Below are 16,778 nucleotides of genomic sequence, written 5' to 3'. Positions count from 1 at the left end.
TACTGTGGTCCGATGATCCTGGAGATTCGCACTTATCGATTGAAGCCGGGGACGCGGGAGGACTTCGTCCGGATCATGGCCGAACGCGCACTTCCCATGCTCGCCGAGTACGGCATCGACGTCGTCGACCATGGACCTTCGCTGTTCGACGAGGACGGCGCCGAGGAGGCGTACCTGATGCGGGCGTTCGCGTCGCTGGCCGAGCGGGACCGGCTGGAGGACGCGTTCTACTCCAGCCGGGAGTGGCGCGAGGGTCCCCGGGAGGAGATCGTGTCGCGAATCGACAGTTACCACACCATCGTCATCGAGACCCCGAACGCGGCGGTGGCCGCGCTGCGCCGCGACGGCGCCTGAACCGTCGCACCGATTTGCGCGGGCTGGTTACGCTGCCCCGCGCACCGGGCCAGTCCGGTGCGCGGTCCGCCAGACGGCCATGCCTTCCGGCCGCCTACGCAGGAGACGGACCGCGTGCCGCCTTTCGGTTCCCCTCGGGACCGGAAGGCGGCACCACTATGGACTCTCGCTGTCGCCCGAGGGCTTCCACACGTAGTCCCGTACCCGGTCGATGAGGTCGGCGGCGGCGTGCATCCGGGTGACGACCCCGGCCGCGGTCAACCGCAACACCTTGTTGGCACCCAACTCGTGGGTACCGACGTCGGTGATGGCCGCGATGTCCACGACCCCGCCGTCGATGCGGCTCGCGGAGAACTCGGCCGGAGCCGGGTGCCACTTGATCTGCACCCGGGTCACGATCACCATCGACTGCTGCCCGTTCATCCGCGCCGGGAACACCGCCGGTAGCTCCAGAGGCTGCGACACCACCATCCCCTACCCTGGCAGCGCGCCCAGACCCGCGAGCAGCTCGAGCCGCTCGTCGGCGGTCAGAACCGCGTAGATCGGCGCGTCGAGCCGATCGGTCTCGTCCTCGATGGCCTGCCGCTGGGCACCCCCGGACAGCTCGCGCAGTTCGTCGAGACTGAGCCCCCGCCCCTGCCAGGCCGCCCGGTGCGCGTCGCCCCGATGGTGCCGCAACGCCCCCAACCTGCTGGCCAGCAGCAGCGACGGGGTCGCGTCGGCGGGTTCGAAGACCGGTGTCAGCGCCCGAAACGCGGGCCCACCCGATTCCCGCCCGGCGTCCAGCAACCGCCCGACGAGTTCGGCCAACCGGGGCACGACGCTCAGGCCCGGCATGGTCGCGATCGGGGTCTGCCCCCACGCCTCCTCGGCCCCGTCGGCGACCGCCCACTGCACGGCCAGCGCCAACTCCCGTCCCCGCTCGGTGAGACCCCAGTTCCCGTCGTCATCCACGGTGGCCACACCCTGTTCCCGTTCGCCGGTCATGTCGGCTCCGGAGTAGGTCGTGGCGGCGGCGAAGCCCGCCGCCGACATCGGCCGGGCCAGAAGTCCGAAGTAGAAGCTCGATTCGAAGCCCGGCGTGGCGCCGAACTTCTCGTACACCGCGCGCTGCCGGGGCATCGCGGCCCGCCGCAGACCGGTGTAGACCCGATCGATGACCGGCCGGATCCGCGCGGCATAGCTGGGAGGATTCATGCCGCCCAAACTAGCTCAGGATTCCACCGTCGACCGCCACTCGTTCCGGCCGAAACGACCGCGAACCGGCCGGATGCGAACAGCCGTCCGGCCCGGTCGCGCCACCGACGCGAGCGTCCGTCCCGCTGAAGCTCGTGGCAGCAGGCGGCCGCGAAGCCTCAGTGCCCCTGGCTCACACAGAACTCGTTGCCGTGCGGGTCGTTCATGACCGTCCACTGGATCCCCGGCACCTCGTGGTCGGCCACCCGCTTGGCGCCCATGCCGACCAAGCGGTTCACCTCGGCCTCCCGGTCGTCGGCGGCCAGGTCCATGTGAACCCGGTTGGGGTGGTTGGGTTCGGCCTTCTGGAAGCCCAGCCCGATGTCCCCGGCCTGTGTGAAGATGAAGTCCCCGAAGTCGGCGGTGACCTTCCCGTCCAGCGCCGTGACCCACCACTGCGCGAGCTCGGCCGGGTTGGTGGTGTTAATGGTGACGTTGATGACCTTCAGGCTCATGCCCGGCACGGTAGCCGAACCCTGTGACAGCGACGCGCGAAAAAACGGGACGTCCGCAAGTGGACGTCCCGCTCACCGCGTCGCGGCTCAGCCGTTCTGCGGCTCGTAGTCCGGGATCTCGGTCTTCAGCTTCTTGGCGCCCTCGATCTTGTCGATGAGGTCCAGCCAGGTGCGGCCCAGCTTGGCGCGCGCCTCAACGGCCGGGTGGGTGGCGCCGAAGTCCTCCGGCTTGCCCTGCCCGCCACCGAAGATCGTGTAGGTCACGACCGGGGCGCCCGCGGCGTCGTAGATGACGCCGACCTCGTTGCGCTGGTCCTTCAGCCAACCCGCCTTGGTGGCGATCCGCAGCCGCTCGTCCGAGGACATGTTGCGGCGGATGCCGTCGGTGAAGGCGACGGGTGCGCGGGTCAGGTTGAGGATCCGCTCGGTCGACTCCTTGGACAGCAGCTTGCCCTTGATGAGCTGCTGCCAGATCTCGTGCGACTCCTTGGGGGTGGTCTTGCCGAGGAAGAACCGGTTCGGGTTGTCCGGCTTCGGCTCGACCTGGGTCTTGGGGAAACCCTTCTTCTTGAGGATCTCGTTGATCTCCGGCCCCGGGACGACGGTGCCGCACAGTCGCACGGCGGTGTCGTCGGAGATGGTCAACAGGTTGGCCAGGACGTGACCGATCGTCACCTGGCTGGGGTAGGCGTCGTCTAGCCGGAAGATGCCGTCACCGTCTTCGGCGATGATGTCGGCGGTGACCTGAATGAGCTGGTCGATCTTCAGCTCGCCCCGGTCGACCTTGTCGAGCACGGCGATGGCGACCGGAACCTTGTTGCAGCTCCACGCCTCCAGCACCTCGTCGGACTTCTGGTCGACGGCGGTGATCAGCTTGCCGTCCTTGTCGGCGACGCTGATGTAACCGTTCCACCAGCCACCGACGGCCTTGGTCTCGGAGTCGAAGCTTTCCTTGATGGCCTTGGCGGCATCGGCGGGTGTCGAGGCCGCCTCGGTGCTCGGGTCGGCAAACGCCTGCCGAACGCCCAGCCCGGCGCCGATGACGGCAACCGAGCCAACGCCGGCCCCCAGCAGGGCGCGGCGCTTCATCTTCGGTGTCACATGTACCTCCGCGGTTCATGAACGTTTCGGGTATAGGGGAGCGAGAACCGTAAGGTACACGACGAACGTGACGCGCATATACCGCGCATACACTCGATAGAAAACGCTTACCAAGCGTAACGTTGCGTGTGGACGTTTACGGACATTTTGTCTCCTCGCCGTCGTCGCCGGCGGCGGCGTAGGCGTAGACGTCGAGCAGCAGATCCTCGTCCAAGAGCGACAGTGCGTGGTCATTGAGCCAGCGATCGTCAACGTCGCTGCCTTCGAACAGGTATCGCTTCTCACCCGCGCGGGGCACCGTCTCGGCGGCCTGCACCCCATTGCCACTGACTTCCTGTCCCAGCGGTACCCTGGCTCCGGCCCGGAATCGCTCCTCACCGGTGTACAGGTCGAGGACCCGCACTCAGGACGGTTTTACCCCGTCACCCCAGTCCGCACGGCCCTCCACCACCACCGCGTCGTCCACGATGCTCGTGACGCGGAGCCTTCAGGGGCGCGAGCTCGTCACCCCAGTAGATCTCCCGGTCCCGGTGGCTGAACTTCCACCAGATCCACGCCAGACATCAACATGTCCCTGTCTTCTCCTCGCGTCCCGGGGAGAGTATCGGCAGGCCGCAACCGGTGATCTCAGTCAGCGGGACATCGGTAAGGAGTGAAATAACGTCCGATGCTGTGGGGTTGTGGCGGTTCATGACCTTTGCCCCGCCCGAAAGCAGGTTCCCATGACCGCCCCACCCCTGCCCGCGCCCGCGGGCGCCCCCATGAGCCGTACTCGCCAGCTGGCCGCCGCCTCGGTCGGCAACCTGGTCGAGTGGTACGACTGGTACGCCTACTCGTTTTTGGCCGTCTACTTCTCCAGCCAGTTCTTCCCCGAGGGCGGTGGGCCGCTGGTGCCGCTGCTGAACACGTTCGCGATCTTCGCGGTCGGGTTCTTCATGCGGCCGGTCGGCGGTCTGCTGCTGGGTTGGTTCGCCGACCGGTTCGGCAGGCGTTCGGCCCTGACGTTGACGATCACGCTCATGGGTGCCGGTGGCCTGTTGCTGGCCGTCAGCCCGACGTACGCGCAGGTGGGTGTGCTGGCGCCGATCCTGTTGGTGTTGGCGCGGTTGATCCAGGGCTTGTCGGTCGGCGGCGAGTTCGCCGCGTCGACGACGTTCCTGGTCGAGTCGGCCGGGCCGGGCAGGCGGGGACTGTTCTCCAGTTTCCAGTACGTGTCGACGACGACCGGGCAGTTGGCGGCGGCCGGGCTGGCCGCGCTGATGGCCTCGCAGCTGTCGAAGGCCGACATGGAGGCCTGGGGTTGGCGGGTGGTGTTCCTCGTGGGCGCCGTCGCCAGCATCGTGGGTCTGTGGATCCGCAAGGGCGCCCACGAGACGCACCCCGACGCGCAGGCGCTGCGCGAGGGCACCGTCAAGCGGCCGCACATGTTCTCGTTCCTGACCCGGTACCCCGGCAAGTCGCTGCTGATCATCGGGATCACGGTCGCGGGAACGATCTCGTACTACACCTGGACCGTGTACCTGCCGTCCTACGCGGAGACCTCGGTGAAGTACGACCCCAGCAAGGCGCTGCTGGTCTCGACGATCGCGTTGGCGTTCTTCATCGTGCTGCAACCGCTGGCCGGGATGCTGTCCGACCGGATCGGACGCAAACCGATGTTGCTGACCTTCTCGGCCGGGCTGGCGATCCTGACGGTTCCGCTGTTGAACGCGGTGGACACCAGCTTCATCAGCCTGCTGTCGGTGTCGCTGGTGGCGATGGTGTTCCTCAGCGGGTACACCGCGATCGCCGCGGCGGTGATGGTGGAGATCTTCCCGGCCCGGGTGCGGGCGGCGGGTATCGGTTTCCCGTACTCCCTGACCGTCGCGCTGTTCGGCGGTACCGCGCCCTATGTGGGCACCTATCTGTCCAGTCTCGAACTCGGTTCCTGGTTCCCTTGGTACATCGTGGTTCTGACGTTGGTGTCGCTGCCGGTGTACTTCTTCCTGCGTGAGACCAAGGACGACGAGCTCGACGTCGGCTAGCCCGGCGGCCGTTTCGACTTCGGCAGCCCGGCGACCACCAGATCGTAGGAGTCGGTGATCAGCTCCTCGATCAGGTCGTCGGGCAGGCTGCCGTCGATCGTGACGTAGTTCCAGTGCCGTTTGTTGAAGCCGCCGACGATCGCGTCGTGTTCCTGCCGCAGCCGGATCGCCTCCTCCGGATCGCACTTGAGCATGACCGTCATGGGTTTGTCGTCCAGCCTGGCCAGCGCGAACACCTTGCCGCTGACCTTGAACGTCGTGATCTCGGGGTGCCGGGTGAACGGGCGGCCCTCGACCGAGGCGGTGAAACTCAGCAGCAGTTCCCGCAGTTCGTCAGGCGTCATGGCGGCCACGCTAACCGATGCCGGTGACAACGGCGGCGTTTGCGCGAGGCGGCTACAGTGCCGCGCACACCATTTTCTACCCGGTGTGCGGTTCGCGCGGAGAATAGACGCCACCTTTCCCCCGGGCGCGAACCGCGTGCCGTCCTTCGTGTTCCCCCATGACGCGAGGGACGGCACCTTCGTCGCCTCACACGGTCAGGACGAGTTTGCCCTTGGTGCGGCCGGTCTCCAGTTCCCGGTGCGCTTCCACCACGTCGGCCAGCGGGAAGCTCCTGGCGACGTGGACGCGCAGTTTGCCCGCGACCACCAGGGCCGTCAAGGCCTCCAGGTCGGCGCGGTCGGGTTCGACCAGCAGTTGGCGGGCGTCGACGCCGCGTTCGGCGGCCAGTGCGGTGAGTTTGGGGTCGTGCGGAGACGGCAGCGGGACGAAGACGCCGCCGGGTTTGAGGACGTCGAGGCTGCGGGGCCCGTACTCGCCGCCGACAGTGTCCAGGATGATGTCCATATCGGAGACGACCTCGGTGAAGTCGACGGCGGTGTAGTCGATGACCTCGGCGGCGCCGAGGCTCGTGACGAAGTCGTGTTTGGGGGCGCTGGCGGTGCCGATGACGTGGGCGCCGTGGGCGGCGGCGATCTGGACCGCGAGGTGTCCCACTCCCCCGGCGGCCGCGTGGATGAGGACGGTGTGGCCCTTCCGGATGCCGCCGAGGTCCACAAGGGCCTGCCAGGCGGTGAGGCCCGCCAGCGACAGTCCGGCGGCCTCGACGTGGGTCAGGGCCTCGGGTTTGTGGGCGAACTGGCGGGAGCCGCCGATGACGTATTCGGCGTAGGCGCCATCGCGGCCCTTGCGCGGGAAGCCGGGCATGCCGAGTACCTCGTCGCCGACGTCGAAGCGGCGCACGCCGGGGCCGATCGCCTCGACGACGCCGGACACGTCCCAGCCGAGCGTGAACGGGGGCTCGCCCATGAAACCGCCGCCTCGGCGGATCTTCGTGTCGACCGGGTTGAGTCCGGCGGCCTCGACCCGGACCAGGATCTCGGTGGGGCCGGGTTCGGGGACCGGGGCGGTCGCGAGCCGCAGCACCTCGGGGCCGCCGAGCTCGTCCTGTGTCACCACGCGCATGTCGGTCATCGGATTCGTCCTTACGGCTGTCGGGGACCTTCGGGTTCGCTTCTGTCATAGAACCAGGCCACGGATTTCCGCAGTGACAGCAACACGATCACGGTGGCGGGCATCGCAGCCAGCAGCAGCGACACGAAGACGCCGACGACGTTGCGGGTGATCACCAGCGAGTTGCCGCTGGTGAAGGTGCCGATGGCCAGGACGATGTAGCTCAGGTTGCTGAAGACGAAGAAGCCCATCAGGGTCAGCGCCATCACCCGCGCCGAGTCGGCCTTCTTGGGAAGCCGGATCGCCGCGACCATCATCAGTGCCGCGAAGCCGCCCAACAGCAGGACGGCGAACACGGCGGTGACGAGGTTGGGCGCCCCCACCGGGGATTCGGGCGGCTGCACCGCGCTCACCAGGACCAGCAGGCCGAGCAGCAGCGCCAGCAGGATCGTTAGTCCGGCCAGTACCCACAGCAGCACGATCGCGGCGGTGACAGTGCCGGGGCGGCGGGGCTTCTGAACCGGCGTCGAGAACCCCATCCCCTCCGGATACGGGGCACCGGTCACCGGGGCCACGTTGCCGGGCTCGTAGGAGAAGCCGTGCGGTCGTTCCTCCTCTGGCTGGGAGGTGTACGGGTGGGTCATGGCCGTCCTTTCGCGGGCGGGTGGCGGTCCGTGCGACATCGTAACGATTTCCGTCGATGCCGGGGGCCGCGCCGCCGCCGAGGATCGTCCTATGTGTTGTTACCGCGAGCCGCGCGGGGCGCTCGCGGTGACCAGCCCGGACTCGTAGGCGGCGATCACCAGTTGCGCCCGGTCCCGGGCCGTCAGTTTGCGCAGCAGGTGCCCGATGTGGGTCTTGACGGTGGCCAGGCTCAGGTGCAGCCGCTCGGCGATCTCGGTATTGGACAGTCCCCTGGCGACCAGGGTCAGGACCTCGCGCTCCCGTTCGGTCACGGCGGCCAGGTCGGTGCTGGCCACCGTGGACTCGTGTGGGCGGGCGACGAACTCGGCCACCAGCCGCCGGGTGACGCTGGGCGCCAGCAGGCTCTCGCCGTTGGCGACCACCCGGATGGCGTGCAGCAGTTGCGTGGGCGGGACGTCCTTTAGCAGGAAGCCGCTGGCGCCGGCGCGCAAGCTGGAGTAGACGTATTCGTCGAGGTCGAAGGTGGTGAGCATCAGGACCCGCACTCCGGAAAGCGCGGGGTCGCCGCAGATGCGGCGGGTGGCCTCGATGCCGTTCATGTCGGGCATCCGCACGTCCATGAGCACGACGTCGGGCAGCAGCCGCCGGGCCGCGTCCACCGCCTCCACCCCGGTTCCGGCCTCGCCGACGACGCGCAGGTCGTCCTCGGTGTCGATGAGGAGGGTGAAGCTGCCGCGCAGCAGCGACTGGTCGTCGACGACGAGCACCGAGATCGGTTCGGTCATGCGGTCACCTCGGCCGGGTAGGGGATCTTCGCCGAGACGGCGAAGCCGCCGCCGGGCCGGGGCGCGGCGTCGAACTCGCCGCCGTACATCGCCACCCGTTCGGCCATGCCGACCAGGCCGTGTCCGGCCGTGTCGCCGGGCAGCACCCGGCCGCCGGGGCCGTCGTCGGTGACGCGGATGCGCAGCTGGTCGTCGACGTGGCTGACGTCGACGTGGCAGTTCGCGGGTGCCGCGTGTTTGACCACATTGGTCACCGCTTCCTGGACGATGCGGTAGGCCGACAGGTCCAGGCCGGTGGGCAGGTCGCTGACGGTCGCGTCGGCCCGGATGTCGACCCGCACCCCGGCCAGCGCCGCCCGCCGGGCCAGCGCGGGCAGTTCGGACAGGCCGGGCGCCGGGGCCAGTTCGGCGGCCTCCTCCGATTCGGACCGCAGCACCCCCAGCAGCCGCCGCATCTCCGTCAGCGCGGTCTTGGCGGTGGTCTCGATGACGGTCAGCGCCTTGTGCGCCTCGTCGGGGTGCTTGGCGGCGACGTGGTTGGCCACCGCCGCCTTCACCGCGATGAGGCTCATCGAATGCGCCACCACGTCGTGCAGTTCCCGGGCGATGTGCAGCCGTTCCTGCGAGACCAGTTCGGCGGCCAGCCGCCGGGCGGCCTTGTCGGCCTGGGCGCGGCGGTCGCGGATCGCCCGGCCCAGCGTCCAGGCGATACCCAGGGCGACGCAGCCCAGCAGGCCGGAGGCGACGGCCTCGTACGGGGCGGACACGGTGCCCGCCACCGACAGCACCAGCCCGAACACGATGGTGGCCACCCCGATGAAGCTGGTCAGCCAGCGGTGGTCGAACCGCACCGTCAGCGCCACCAGGTACAGCGCGAACCCGGCGGCGACGAAGGAGTCGCGCGGGACGTCGAAGAACAGTGACGTCACCGACGCGGAAAGGACCACGGCGAAGACCGGCACCGGCCACAGCCGCCGCAGCGCGACCGGCAGGCCGGTGGCCGCCGCGAACAGCAGCACCGTCCACGATGGCGCCCCGGTGCGGGAGCTGAACGGCAGCAGCGCCAGGACGTAGCCGACGGCGGCCACACAGTCCAGCGCGATGAGCTGGCCCCGGCTCAGCCGCCGGGAGAACAGCGGCGCCGGGCCGTCGTCGTCATCGGGTGGATTGCGCATGGGACGACAGTAACTCTCCAGGTCAAATGCGGCATCAGACCTCGGTCGGTCATACCCGGGTCGGAGTTTCGCGGTTCTTCGTCGCACCGCCATCCCCCGGTCCGAGGCACGGAATCCGCCCCGGCTCCGATGCGGACGGTCCCAGAAATCGTGAGGCTTGTGGGCATGGATTTCCCCAGCCTCGGAGGCATCACATGATCGACATTCGCGGGCTCGTCAAGCGTTACCGGGCCACGACCGCCGTCGACGACCTGTCGTTCACGGTCGAACCCGGCTCCGTCACCGGTTTTCTCGGCCCCAACGGCGCCGGGAAGACCACCACCATGCGCATCCTGCTCGGCCTGGCCGCCGCCACCGAGGGCGAAGCCCTCGTCAAGGGCGAGCGGTACCCGCGGTTGTCCGAACCGACCCGCTCGGTCGGCGCGCTGCTGGACGCCGGTGACGTCCACCCTGGACGCAGCGCCCTGTCGCACCTGCGTGCCATCGCCTACGCCAACCGCATCGGCGACGAGCGGGTCTCGGCCGTCCTGGAGCAGGTGGGCCTGGCCGGGGTGGCCCGCAAACGGGTCGGCAAGTTCTCGCTGGGCATGAAGCAGCGGCTCGGCATCGCCGCGGCGCTGTTGGGTGACCCGGACGTGTTGATCCTGGACGAACCGGTCAACGGGCTCGACCCTGACGGGGTGCGGTGGATCCGGGAGCTGACCCGGGGTCTGGCCGACGAGGGCCGCACCATCCTGATCTCCAGCCACCTGATGAGCGAGATGGAACTGACCGCCGACCGGCTGATCATCATCGCGCGCGGCAAACTGATCGCCGACACCTCGGTATCCGAACTGGCCGAACGGTTCCAGCGGGGCATCTCGGTGCGTTCCCCGCGCGCTGACGAGCTGGCCCAGGTGCTGGAGGCCGAGGGCGCCGCCGTCGCCCGCGAGGCCGACGCACTGCTGGTCAACGGCCTCGACGTCGCCGCGATCGGCGACCTGGCCGCCGGCAAGGGCATCGCCCTGCACGAGGTGGCACCGCGCCGCACCACGCTCGAGGACGCCTATATGGCACTGACCAGCGACTCCCTGCAATTCGCCGCCCGCCCCGGAAGGAACCCCTGATGCTCGCCCTGATCCGTTCCGAGCTGGTCAAGGCCCGCTCGACCCGCGCCACCGCCTGGACGCTGCCGCTGACCATCGTCCTGACCGGCGGGCTCGGGGCGCTGCTGGGCGCGGCCTGGCGCAACTCCGACCTGGTCAAGGACGACACCGCGATGCGGTTCGCGGCCTTCTATCCGCTGACCCTCAGCCAGATGTGCCTGGTCGTGTTCGCGGTGCTGTTGGTGGGCAACGAGTTCTCCACCGGCACGATCCGCACCTCGCTGATCGCGGTTCCCGGCCGGGTCCGGTTCCTCACCGCCAAGTTCATCGCGGGCGGGCTGATCCTCACCGGCGTCGCGGTGTTGGCGGTGGCGGTCAGCCAGGTCATGACGCGACTGACGCTGGGCGACTACGCGCCGCCGCTGGACGACAAGACCCTGTGGCTGGCGATCCTGGGTGCCTGCCTGTACCTGCCGATGATCGGCCTGTTCGCGATGGGACTGACGGCGACACTGCGCAGTTCCATCGGGGCGCTGGGCATCCTGATGCCGCTGCTGTTTTTGAACTCGCAGGGTTTCGGCAACATCCCGAAGGTCAAGGAGTTGGCGCAGTACCTGCCCGACCAGGTGGGTCAGTCGCTGATGCGGATGTTCCCCGACAACGACCCCATCTTCAGCGTCGACTACAACGTCACCGGCGCGGCGTTCATCCTGCTGGCCTGGGTGGCGACGGCACTGCTGGGCGGTTATCTGGTGACTCGCCGCCGGGAGGCGTGAGGGCCGCGGACGTCGTGTGGGATCGGCTTTCGCCGGTCCCACACGACGTCCGTCGAACTGGGTGGAGTCCGGGCCGGGTGGCGTCCGATTCGGGTGGCGTCGGGCTCGCCGACGTCCGGTGGGTCAGACGGTGTGGCGGCCGTGGGCGATCAACGCCCAGCAGAAGCAGGCGAACGAACCGGTGGCCGCCAGCGCCCGCACGATGTTCCAGGTGATCCAGCGGGCCTCGAAGCTCTCCCGCACCGCCGCCAGGTCGGCGATCTTGTCGGGGTCCCCGGCGCGCGCGAGGGCGTCGTTGAGCGGCACGTTCACCGCGCTGGTGACGCCGAACATGACCAGGAACAGGACGCAGCCCGCGATCACCCACGGCAGTACCGGCCGCAGGTCGCCGCGCCAGTGCAGGGCGACCGCGCCCACGGTGAACAGCAGTCCGCCCATGAACGCGGTCATGAACACCGGGTTGATGATGGCCACGTTGATGCGCTGCATGGCTTCGATGAGGGTGCGGTCGGCGCTGTTGCGCAGACCCGGCATCACCGCGTAGGCGAAACCGGCGAACAGACCGGCCATGAGCCCGGCGCTGAGGGTGGAAAGGAGCAGGGTGATGGTGCTGAGGATTCGCATGGGTATCCGTTCGGGATCAAGTGGGCAAAGGGGTGAGGGGAGACGGGACTCGGAGGGACGGAGTCCCCGGTGGGCGGGTCTTACGTGGACTGTCGCGGGGCTGTCAGATCGTAGCTGAGGACGAGGTGGCCGCTCTCCAGTTCCACGGTGTTGGCCAGCCGCAGGGCCTTCGGGTTGAAACCGTTGGACAGCAACGGGATTCCGGCCCCGGCGACGACCGGGTAGACCTTGACGACGAGTTCGTCGATCTCGTCGATCAGCGTCGCGGCCAGTCCGCCGCCACCGGCCAGCCAGATGTCCAGGCCCTCCTCGTTCTTGAGTTCCCGCACCGTCGCGACCGGGTCGGACACGACCGTGACCGCCGGGTCGGGACTGGACAGTGAACTCGACGCGACGTACTGCCGCAGGTGGGCGTAGGGGCTGGCCACGCCCTGGGCGATGCCGGGCTCGTAGGTGCCGCGTCCCATCACGACGGTGTCGAAGCGCCGGTTCGGCGCGTCGATGCCCATCGCGGCCCGCGCGGGCGTCGGCAGCGTCTCGGGGTACTGGCTGCTCAGGAACTCCACCAGCGGCGGGGTGATGTCGTAATGGCCGAGGTCCCCGTCGGGGGCGGCGATGAAACCGTCGACGGTGATGCCGACGAAGTAGCACAACTTGCGCATTGGTGAGCCTTTCGAGAGATCGATTAACATTGTGGACTCTATCGATGTGGACGGTGCACCCCGGTCTCCCAGGCCCAGGCGGCGATGCCGACTCGATTGCCGACCCCGAGTTTGGCCTGCACGTTCGCCAGGTGGTTCTTGGCGGTCCCGGCGCTGATGAACAGTTTCTCGGCGATCTCGGCGTTGGTGAGGCCCTGGGCCACCAGCGCGACGACCTCGAGTTCGCGCTCGCTGAGGACCGAGGTGTCGGCGGACTTCGGTTCGGGACGCATCATCTCGCGCAGCAGCCGCACCGTGATCTGCGGACTGATGAGGGTGTCGCCGGTCATCGCGGCCCGGATCGCCTCGACCAGCAGCGTCGGGCCGGAGCGTTTGAGGAGGTAGCCGCAGGCGCCGTCGCGCAGCGCCGAGTAGACGTACTCGTCGAGGTCGAAGGTGGTGACCACGACGACGCGCAGCTTGTCGGCGACCTCGGGCCCGGCCAGCCGGCGGGTGAGTTCGAGGCCGTCGATGCCGGGCATCCGGATGTCGGCCAGCACGACGTCGGGTGTGAGGGCCCGCGCCTGGGACAGCGCGCTGTTGCCGTCGGCGGCCTCGGCCACCACCGTAAGGCGCTGCGGATGCCCTCCTGGTCGTCGGCGATGAGTACGCGGATCGGCATGGCTTCAGGTTCCTTCGGTCAGCGGCAGCCGGGCGGTGAGGCGCCAGCCATGCGGCCTGATGGTCGCGGTGGTCAGGTCGCCACCCAGGGCGGTGACCCGTTCGGACAGTCCGGCCAGGCCGGTGCCCGCCGAGGTCCGGTCGGACGCGGTGGTCTCGCCGCGGCCGTCGTCGGTGACCGTGACGACGAGGTGATCGTCGCGTTCGGCCAGTGCCACCGTGACCCGGGTGGCGGTGGCGGCGTGGCGGCGGACGTTGGTGAGCGCCTCCACCACGACCCGGTAGGCCACGGCGGCGATCTCGCGGGGCGCGGAGCCGGTGAAGCCGTTGTCCAGCCGGGCGGCGGTGGTCCCGGCGGATTCGAAGCGGGACACCAGTTCGTCGAGGTCGGCCAGCACGCCGGGGGCGGCGACGGTGGCGCCGTCGGTCTCGCGAAGCATGTGGACGGTTCTGTCCATGGAGGCCAGCGCTCGCAGCCCGGCGACCTCGATGCGTTCCAGGACCTCGGCCAGCCGGGGGTCGGGGGCCAGCACCATCCGGCCCGCCTGCGCCTGGGCGACGATCTCGCTGACGTCGTGGGCGACGAAGTCGTGCAGGTCGGCGGCCAGTTCCAGCCGCTGCGTCTGCCGGGCCTCGGCGATGGCCCGGCCGCGTGCCTCGGCAAGGCTGCGCAGGTACCAGGCGACCGTGCCGGTGGCGACCGCGAAGATCATCCACAGGGCACTGGCGGCGACGCGTTCCCCGAAGCTGGTGTCGGTGATGTAGCGCTGCACGTTCAACGCCACGCCCAGCCCCGCCGCGCCACCGGTCCACACCGCCGCCGACGGCCGGGACCACCGCACCGGCAGGTACACGAAGATCAGCAGCACCGCCGGTTCCAGCATCAGCCACAGGCTGGTCGGCGCGACCGGGCTCGGTTCGCCGGCGCCGAGCCGCAGCGCCGTCATCACGGCGGTGACGCCCAGGGACACCGCGCCCACCAGCCCCGAGGCCAGCGGCACCCAGGCCCGGCTGAGCGGCCAGCTGGCCATAAGCGCCGCCGTGACCAGACACCCCAGTGTCGGCGCCACCATGAACAGCCACGGATCGGCGGGCAGCACCAGCACCCCGAAGATCAAGGCGAGGGTTCCGGCCCCCGCGAGCACTGGCCGCCAGGTTCGCATGACCGTGAGCCTATGCGGCTTCGGCCGCCACCGCGATATGCCGATCGGCACATCACCCCACGTCAGCGGCCGGGTTTTGTCCCGGACGGCATATGGCCGTCCCGGCCGTGGGGCCCGAGGCTTGGGGCATGAGAAGAAACTGGCCCCAATGGATCGGATACCTCACCGCCCTGGTCTCGTTCGGCTACGGCGTGCTCGGCCTGTACTGGAGTCTCGGCGGCGCCGGGTTCCCGTTCGGTGTCGGCGATCCCACGATGGTCGAGTCGGGCAGGGACGCCATCGCCGGTAACCTGCTCGGCTTCGCCACCCCCGAACCGACGGGCGCGGTGTTCGCGGTGGCGGGACTGCTCGGCGCGATCCTGGCGCTGCTGCTGACCCGCGGCGTGGGTCGCGGTCCGGCCCGGATCGCGTTCATCACCGCCGCGCTCGTCATCGCCTTCGCGTTGACCATCGTCATCCAGGACTACCGGCCGCTGATCGTGGTGGCCTACACCCCGATACTCACCGTGTCGAAGCTGTTGTTCGGCTGGCCCGAGGGCGTGGGCTTCGGCGACCTGTACCAGTGGCCCAGCCTCAACCTGCTGATCCTGCAACTGCTGGGCATCGCGTGGATCCTGACCGCGCTGGCCTACAAACGCCGCACCGCCGACGCCTGCGGCAACTGCGGTCGCGACGGACACGGCACCGGCTCGCGGCTGGTGCAGTGGGGCAAGCCCGCCGTCGTCGTCGCCGTGGTGACCCCGCTGATCTACTGCACCACCCGGTGGCTGTGGGCGCTGGGCTTCACGCTCGGCATCGACGCCGAGTGGTACCGCGAGGGGCAGGAGAACGGACTGTGGCTCGCGGGCGCGGCGCTGGCGAGCCTGGGCGCGCTGGGCGCGGTGCTGACGCTGGGGCTGATCCAGCGCTGGGGCGAGGTCTTCCCCCGGTGGATGATCGGCCTGCGCGGCAAGCGGGTCCCACCGATGCTGGCGGTGGTCCCGGCGACCGTGGTCGCGATGCTGGTGACCTCGGCGGGCAGCATGTACATCCGGATGGCCTTCGTCATGGGTGTCGAGGACAAGTGGGTGACCAACATGCCCGAGACACTGTGGCCGGTGTGGGGTGCGGCGCTGTTCGTAGCGGCGCTGTCGTACCACCGCCGCCGCAGGCTCGCCTGTGGAGTGTGCGGAAGGGACTGACGGACGAGTCGATCGGCGCGGCCGCGAGGACACCCTCGCGGCCGCGTCACGCTGCCGAGCCCACGAGCCCACGAGCCCACGAGCCCACGAGCCCACGAGCCCACGAGCCCACGAGCCCACGAGCCCACGAGCCCACGAGCCCACGAGCCCACGACGAGTCTGGCTTCATCTCACCAGGTGACCGGCAACCGTCGCAGACCGTAGATCGAGCCACCGGCGCGCAGTGGCACGTCGCCGGGCGGCACCGCCAGCCGCAGGTCGGGGAACCGCCGCAGCAGCGCCGGGAAGGCCACCCGCAGCTCCACCCGGGCCAGTTGCTGGCCGAGGCACTGGTGGATGCCGTGCGCGAAGGTCAGGTGCCCGCGCGCCGAACGGCGCAGGTCGAGCCGGTCGGGTTCGGGAAAGTGCTCCGGGTCGCGGTTGACGGCCTGAATGGACAGTGTCACCGACTCCCCAGCCTTGATCAGCTGCCCCGCCACCGCGACGTCGGTCGTGGCGGTGCGGACGGTGTACGGGATGACGCTCAGGTACCGCAGCAGTTCCTCCACGGCCGAGTCGGTCAGCTCCGGTTCCGAGCGCCAGGCCTCCAGCTGTTCGGGTTCGCGCAGCAGCGCGAACGTGCCCAGCGCCAGCATGTTCGCGGTGGTGTCGAGCCCCGCGCCCAACAGCACCACGCCGATGTTGGTCAGCTCCTCGTCGGTGAGGTCGGTCGTGGTCAGATCGCTGAGCAGGTCGTCGGTCGCCTCGATCCGCTTCTGCCGCACCAGTCCCGACAGGTACCGCTGTAGTTCGCCGAAGGCCTCGTACACCTCCTGCGGGCTGCCCTCGTTGCCGACGACGATCTCGGCCTTGCGCTCGAACTGTTCCCGCGACTCGTAGGGGACGCCGAGCAGGTCGCAGATCACCATCGCCGGGATCGGCCGGGCGAACGCCTCCACGAGGTCGGCCGGGGATCCCTTGAACTCCATGGCGTCCAGACAATCCTCAGTGAACTGCTCGACGCGGTCGCTCAGCTGCCGCATCCGGCGGACGGTGAACTTGCCGGTCAAAAGGCCCCGGTAGCGGGCGTGCTCGGGCCCGTCGATGTTGGTGAACTCGCCGGGCGCCTTCGGCGGCGCCAGGGTGCCGTCGGCGGAGACGTACTCCTCCGGCACCTCACCCATGTCGACCGGCAGGTGCATGACCTCGATATGGGAGGAGAACCGGGGGTCGGCCAGCACCGCCCGCGCCGCCGCGCGTCCGGTCACCAGCCAGCCGACGTGGCCGTCGGGATAGACCACCCGGGTCACGGGTTGTTCTCGATGCAGCCGGGCCAGCTCCTCGGAGGGATCGAACGGCGTCGTTTCGGAACGGGCCACGGCCAGGGCGGAGACCTCGGGAAGGGATGGAGGCATGTC

At 69.3% G+C, this 16,778-nt stretch carries 19 protein-coding genes and 1 pseudogene; 5 read left to right on the top strand and 15 right to left on the bottom strand.

Annotated elements, in window-relative coordinates; translation table 11 throughout:
- The first annotated feature begins 12 nt into the window (after positions 1–12).
- The gene (locus SNAS_RS08630) at positions 13–354 is read left to right on the top strand and encodes an NIPSNAP family protein (RefSeq protein WP_013017019.1); all 342 of its coding nucleotides are present in this window, start codon (positions 13–15) and stop codon (positions 352–354) included.
- A 156-nt stretch (positions 355–510) separates the two neighbouring features.
- Here SNAS_RS08630 and SNAS_RS08625 read toward each other — a convergent pair whose 3' ends face one another.
- The 5 genes from SNAS_RS08625 to SNAS_RS08605 all read right to left on the bottom strand — a co-directional run bounded on the left by SNAS_RS08625 (position 511) and on the right by SNAS_RS08605 (position 3,549).
- On the bottom strand, positions 511–819 hold the full coding sequence (locus tag SNAS_RS08625) for a hypothetical protein (RefSeq protein WP_144300437.1): 309 nt from the start codon (positions 817–819) through the stop codon (positions 511–513).
- A 9-nt stretch (positions 820–828) separates the two neighbouring features.
- A complete protein-coding gene (locus tag SNAS_RS08620; protein ID WP_013017017.1) occupies positions 829–1,551 on the bottom strand; it encodes a hypothetical protein in 723 nt (240 codons plus the stop codon).
- 158 nt (positions 1,552–1,709) lie between these two features.
- Positions 1,710–2,045, bottom strand: a complete 336-nt coding sequence (locus SNAS_RS08615) for a VOC family protein (RefSeq protein ID WP_013017016.1) — start codon at positions 2,043–2,045, stop codon at positions 1,710–1,712.
- Positions 2,046–2,132: 87 nt separating this feature from the next.
- On the bottom strand, positions 2,133–3,146 hold the full coding sequence (locus SNAS_RS08610) for a serine hydrolase (RefSeq protein ID WP_013017015.1): 1,014 nt from the start codon (positions 3,144–3,146) through the stop codon (positions 2,133–2,135).
- A 136-nt stretch (positions 3,147–3,282) separates the two neighbouring features.
- A complete protein-coding gene (locus tag SNAS_RS08605; RefSeq protein ID WP_013017014.1) occupies positions 3,283–3,549 on the bottom strand; it encodes a hypothetical protein in 267 nt (88 codons plus the stop codon).
- A 319-nt stretch (positions 3,550–3,868) separates the two neighbouring features.
- Between SNAS_RS08605 and SNAS_RS08600 the strand changes: the two genes are divergently transcribed.
- Complete coding sequence (locus SNAS_RS08600) at positions 3,869–5,170, top strand: MFS transporter (RefSeq protein WP_013017013.1); 1,302 nt, start codon at positions 3,869–3,871, stop codon at positions 5,168–5,170.
- Here the strand turns inward: SNAS_RS08600 and SNAS_RS08595 are convergent.
- The 5 genes from SNAS_RS08595 to SNAS_RS08575 form a co-directional block, all read right to left on the bottom strand.
- The gene (locus tag SNAS_RS08595) at positions 5,167–5,514 is read right to left on the bottom strand and encodes an MmcQ/YjbR family DNA-binding protein (RefSeq protein WP_013017012.1); all 348 of its coding nucleotides are present in this window, start codon (positions 5,512–5,514) and stop codon (positions 5,167–5,169) included. The genes SNAS_RS08600 and SNAS_RS08595 overlap by 4 nt on opposite strands.
- A 187-nt stretch (positions 5,515–5,701) precedes the next feature.
- On the bottom strand, positions 5,702–6,646 hold the full coding sequence (locus SNAS_RS08590; RefSeq protein WP_013017011.1) for an NADP-dependent oxidoreductase: 945 nt from the start codon (positions 6,644–6,646) through the stop codon (positions 5,702–5,704).
- Between the two features lie 11 nt (positions 6,647–6,657).
- Positions 6,658–7,269, bottom strand: coding sequence for a hypothetical protein (locus SNAS_RS08585; RefSeq protein WP_013017010.1), 612 nt, complete (start codon positions 7,267–7,269; stop codon positions 6,658–6,660).
- Positions 7,270–7,368: 99 nt separating this feature from the next.
- Positions 7,369–8,055: a response regulator gene (locus tag SNAS_RS08580; protein ID WP_013017009.1), complete on the bottom strand. Its 687-nt coding sequence runs from the start codon at positions 8,053–8,055 to the stop codon at positions 7,369–7,371.
- Positions 8,052–9,230 (bottom strand): sensor histidine kinase, encoded by a 1,179-nt coding sequence (locus SNAS_RS08575; protein WP_013017008.1) that lies wholly within the window; start codon positions 9,228–9,230, stop codon positions 8,052–8,054. Before SNAS_RS08575 ends, SNAS_RS08580 begins: the two co-directional genes overlap by 4 nt.
- Before the next feature lie 194 nt (positions 9,231–9,424).
- Here SNAS_RS08575 and SNAS_RS08570 point away from each other — a divergent pair, with 194 nt between their 5' ends.
- Together SNAS_RS08570 and SNAS_RS08565 are read left to right on the top strand one after the other, a co-directional pair.
- Positions 9,425–10,336: an ABC transporter ATP-binding protein gene (locus SNAS_RS08570; protein ID WP_013017007.1), complete on the top strand. Its 912-nt coding sequence runs from the start codon at positions 9,425–9,427 to the stop codon at positions 10,334–10,336.
- Positions 10,336–11,091 (top strand): ABC transporter permease, encoded by a 756-nt coding sequence (locus SNAS_RS08565; RefSeq protein WP_013017006.1) that lies wholly within the window; start codon positions 10,336–10,338, stop codon positions 11,089–11,091. Before SNAS_RS08570 ends, SNAS_RS08565 begins: the two co-directional genes overlap by 1 nt.
- A 123-nt stretch (positions 11,092–11,214) precedes the next feature.
- On the opposite strand, the gene SNAS_RS08560 is transcribed toward SNAS_RS08565, so the two are convergent.
- The 4 genes and pseudogenes from SNAS_RS08560 to SNAS_RS08545 all read right to left on the bottom strand — a co-directional run bounded on the left by SNAS_RS08560 (position 11,215) and on the right by SNAS_RS08545 (position 14,200).
- A complete protein-coding gene (locus SNAS_RS08560) occupies positions 11,215–11,715 on the bottom strand; it encodes an anthrone oxygenase family protein (protein WP_013017005.1) in 501 nt (166 codons plus the stop codon).
- Between the two features lie 80 nt (positions 11,716–11,795).
- Complete coding sequence (locus SNAS_RS08555; RefSeq protein ID WP_013017004.1) at positions 11,796–12,377, bottom strand: dihydrofolate reductase family protein; 582 nt, start codon at positions 12,375–12,377, stop codon at positions 11,796–11,798.
- 38 nt (positions 12,378–12,415) lie between these two features.
- Positions 12,416–13,038 (bottom strand): annotated as a pseudogene (locus SNAS_RS08550) (response regulator).
- Positions 13,039–13,042: 4 nt separating this feature from the next.
- Positions 13,043–14,200: a sensor histidine kinase gene (locus tag SNAS_RS08545; RefSeq protein WP_013017002.1), complete on the bottom strand. Its 1,158-nt coding sequence runs from the start codon at positions 14,198–14,200 to the stop codon at positions 13,043–13,045.
- A 128-nt stretch (positions 14,201–14,328) separates the two neighbouring features.
- On the opposite strand from SNAS_RS08545, the gene SNAS_RS08540 reads away from it, so the two are divergent.
- Positions 14,329–15,381, top strand: a complete 1,053-nt coding sequence (locus SNAS_RS08540; protein WP_144300436.1) for a hypothetical protein — start codon at positions 14,329–14,331, stop codon at positions 15,379–15,381.
- 170 nt (positions 15,382–15,551) lie between these two features.
- Here SNAS_RS08540 and SNAS_RS08535 read toward each other — a convergent pair whose 3' ends face one another.
- On the bottom strand, positions 15,552–16,775 hold the full coding sequence (locus SNAS_RS08535) for a cytochrome P450 (RefSeq protein ID WP_013017000.1): 1,224 nt from the start codon (positions 16,773–16,775) through the stop codon (positions 15,552–15,554).
- Between the last annotated feature and the right edge of the window lie 3 nt (positions 16,776–16,778).

The organism is Stackebrandtia nassauensis DSM 44728, from assembly GCF_000024545.1.
Lineage (GTDB): Bacteria > Actinomycetota > Actinomycetes > Mycobacteriales > Micromonosporaceae > Stackebrandtia > Stackebrandtia nassauensis.
This window is presented reverse-complemented; position numbering and strand designations above follow the sequence as displayed.

Excerpts from the sequence above, each read along its gene's own strand:
- SNAS_RS08630 (WP_013017019.1), top strand. The coding sequence starts at position 13 with ATGATCCTGGAGATTCGCACTTATCGATTGAAGCCGGGGACGCGGGAG.
- SNAS_RS08620 (WP_013017017.1), bottom strand. The coding sequence starts at position 1,551 with ATGAATCCTCCCAGCTATGCCGCGCGGATCCGGCCGGTCATCGATCGG.
- SNAS_RS08615 (WP_013017016.1), bottom strand. The coding sequence starts at position 2,045 with ATGAGCCTGAAGGTCATCAACGTCACCATTAACACCACCAACCCGGCC.
- SNAS_RS08600 (WP_013017013.1), top strand. The coding sequence starts at position 3,869 with ATGACCGCCCCACCCCTGCCCGCGCCCGCGGGCGCCCCCATGAGCCGT.
- SNAS_RS08595 (WP_013017012.1), bottom strand. The coding sequence starts at position 5,514 with ATGACGCCTGACGAACTGCGGGAACTGCTGCTGAGTTTCACCGCCTCG.
- SNAS_RS08590 (WP_013017011.1), bottom strand. The coding sequence starts at position 6,646 with ATGACCGACATGCGCGTGGTGACACAGGACGAGCTCGGCGGCCCCGAG.
- SNAS_RS08585 (WP_013017010.1), bottom strand. The coding sequence starts at position 7,269 with ATGACCCACCCGTACACCTCCCAGCCAGAGGAGGAACGACCGCACGGC.
- SNAS_RS08580 (WP_013017009.1), bottom strand. The coding sequence starts at position 8,055 with ATGACCGAACCGATCTCGGTGCTCGTCGTCGACGACCAGTCGCTGCTG.
- SNAS_RS08575 (WP_013017008.1), bottom strand. The coding sequence starts at position 9,230 with ATGCGCAATCCACCCGATGACGACGACGGCCCGGCGCCGCTGTTCTCC.
- SNAS_RS08570 (WP_013017007.1), top strand. The coding sequence starts at position 9,425 with ATGATCGACATTCGCGGGCTCGTCAAGCGTTACCGGGCCACGACCGCC.
- SNAS_RS08565 (WP_013017006.1), top strand. The coding sequence starts at position 10,336 with ATGCTCGCCCTGATCCGTTCCGAGCTGGTCAAGGCCCGCTCGACCCGC.
- SNAS_RS08560 (WP_013017005.1), bottom strand. The coding sequence starts at position 11,715 with ATGCGAATCCTCAGCACCATCACCCTGCTCCTTTCCACCCTCAGCGCC.
- SNAS_RS08555 (WP_013017004.1), bottom strand. The coding sequence starts at position 12,377 with ATGCGCAAGTTGTGCTACTTCGTCGGCATCACCGTCGACGGTTTCATC.
- SNAS_RS08545 (WP_013017002.1), bottom strand. The coding sequence starts at position 14,200 with ATGCGAACCTGGCGGCCAGTGCTCGCGGGGGCCGGAACCCTCGCCTTG.
- SNAS_RS08540 (WP_144300436.1), top strand. The coding sequence starts at position 14,329 with ATGAGAAGAAACTGGCCCCAATGGATCGGATACCTCACCGCCCTGGTC.
- SNAS_RS08535 (WP_013017000.1), bottom strand. The coding sequence starts at position 16,775 with ATGCCTCCATCCCTTCCCGAGGTCTCCGCCCTGGCCGTGGCCCGTTCC.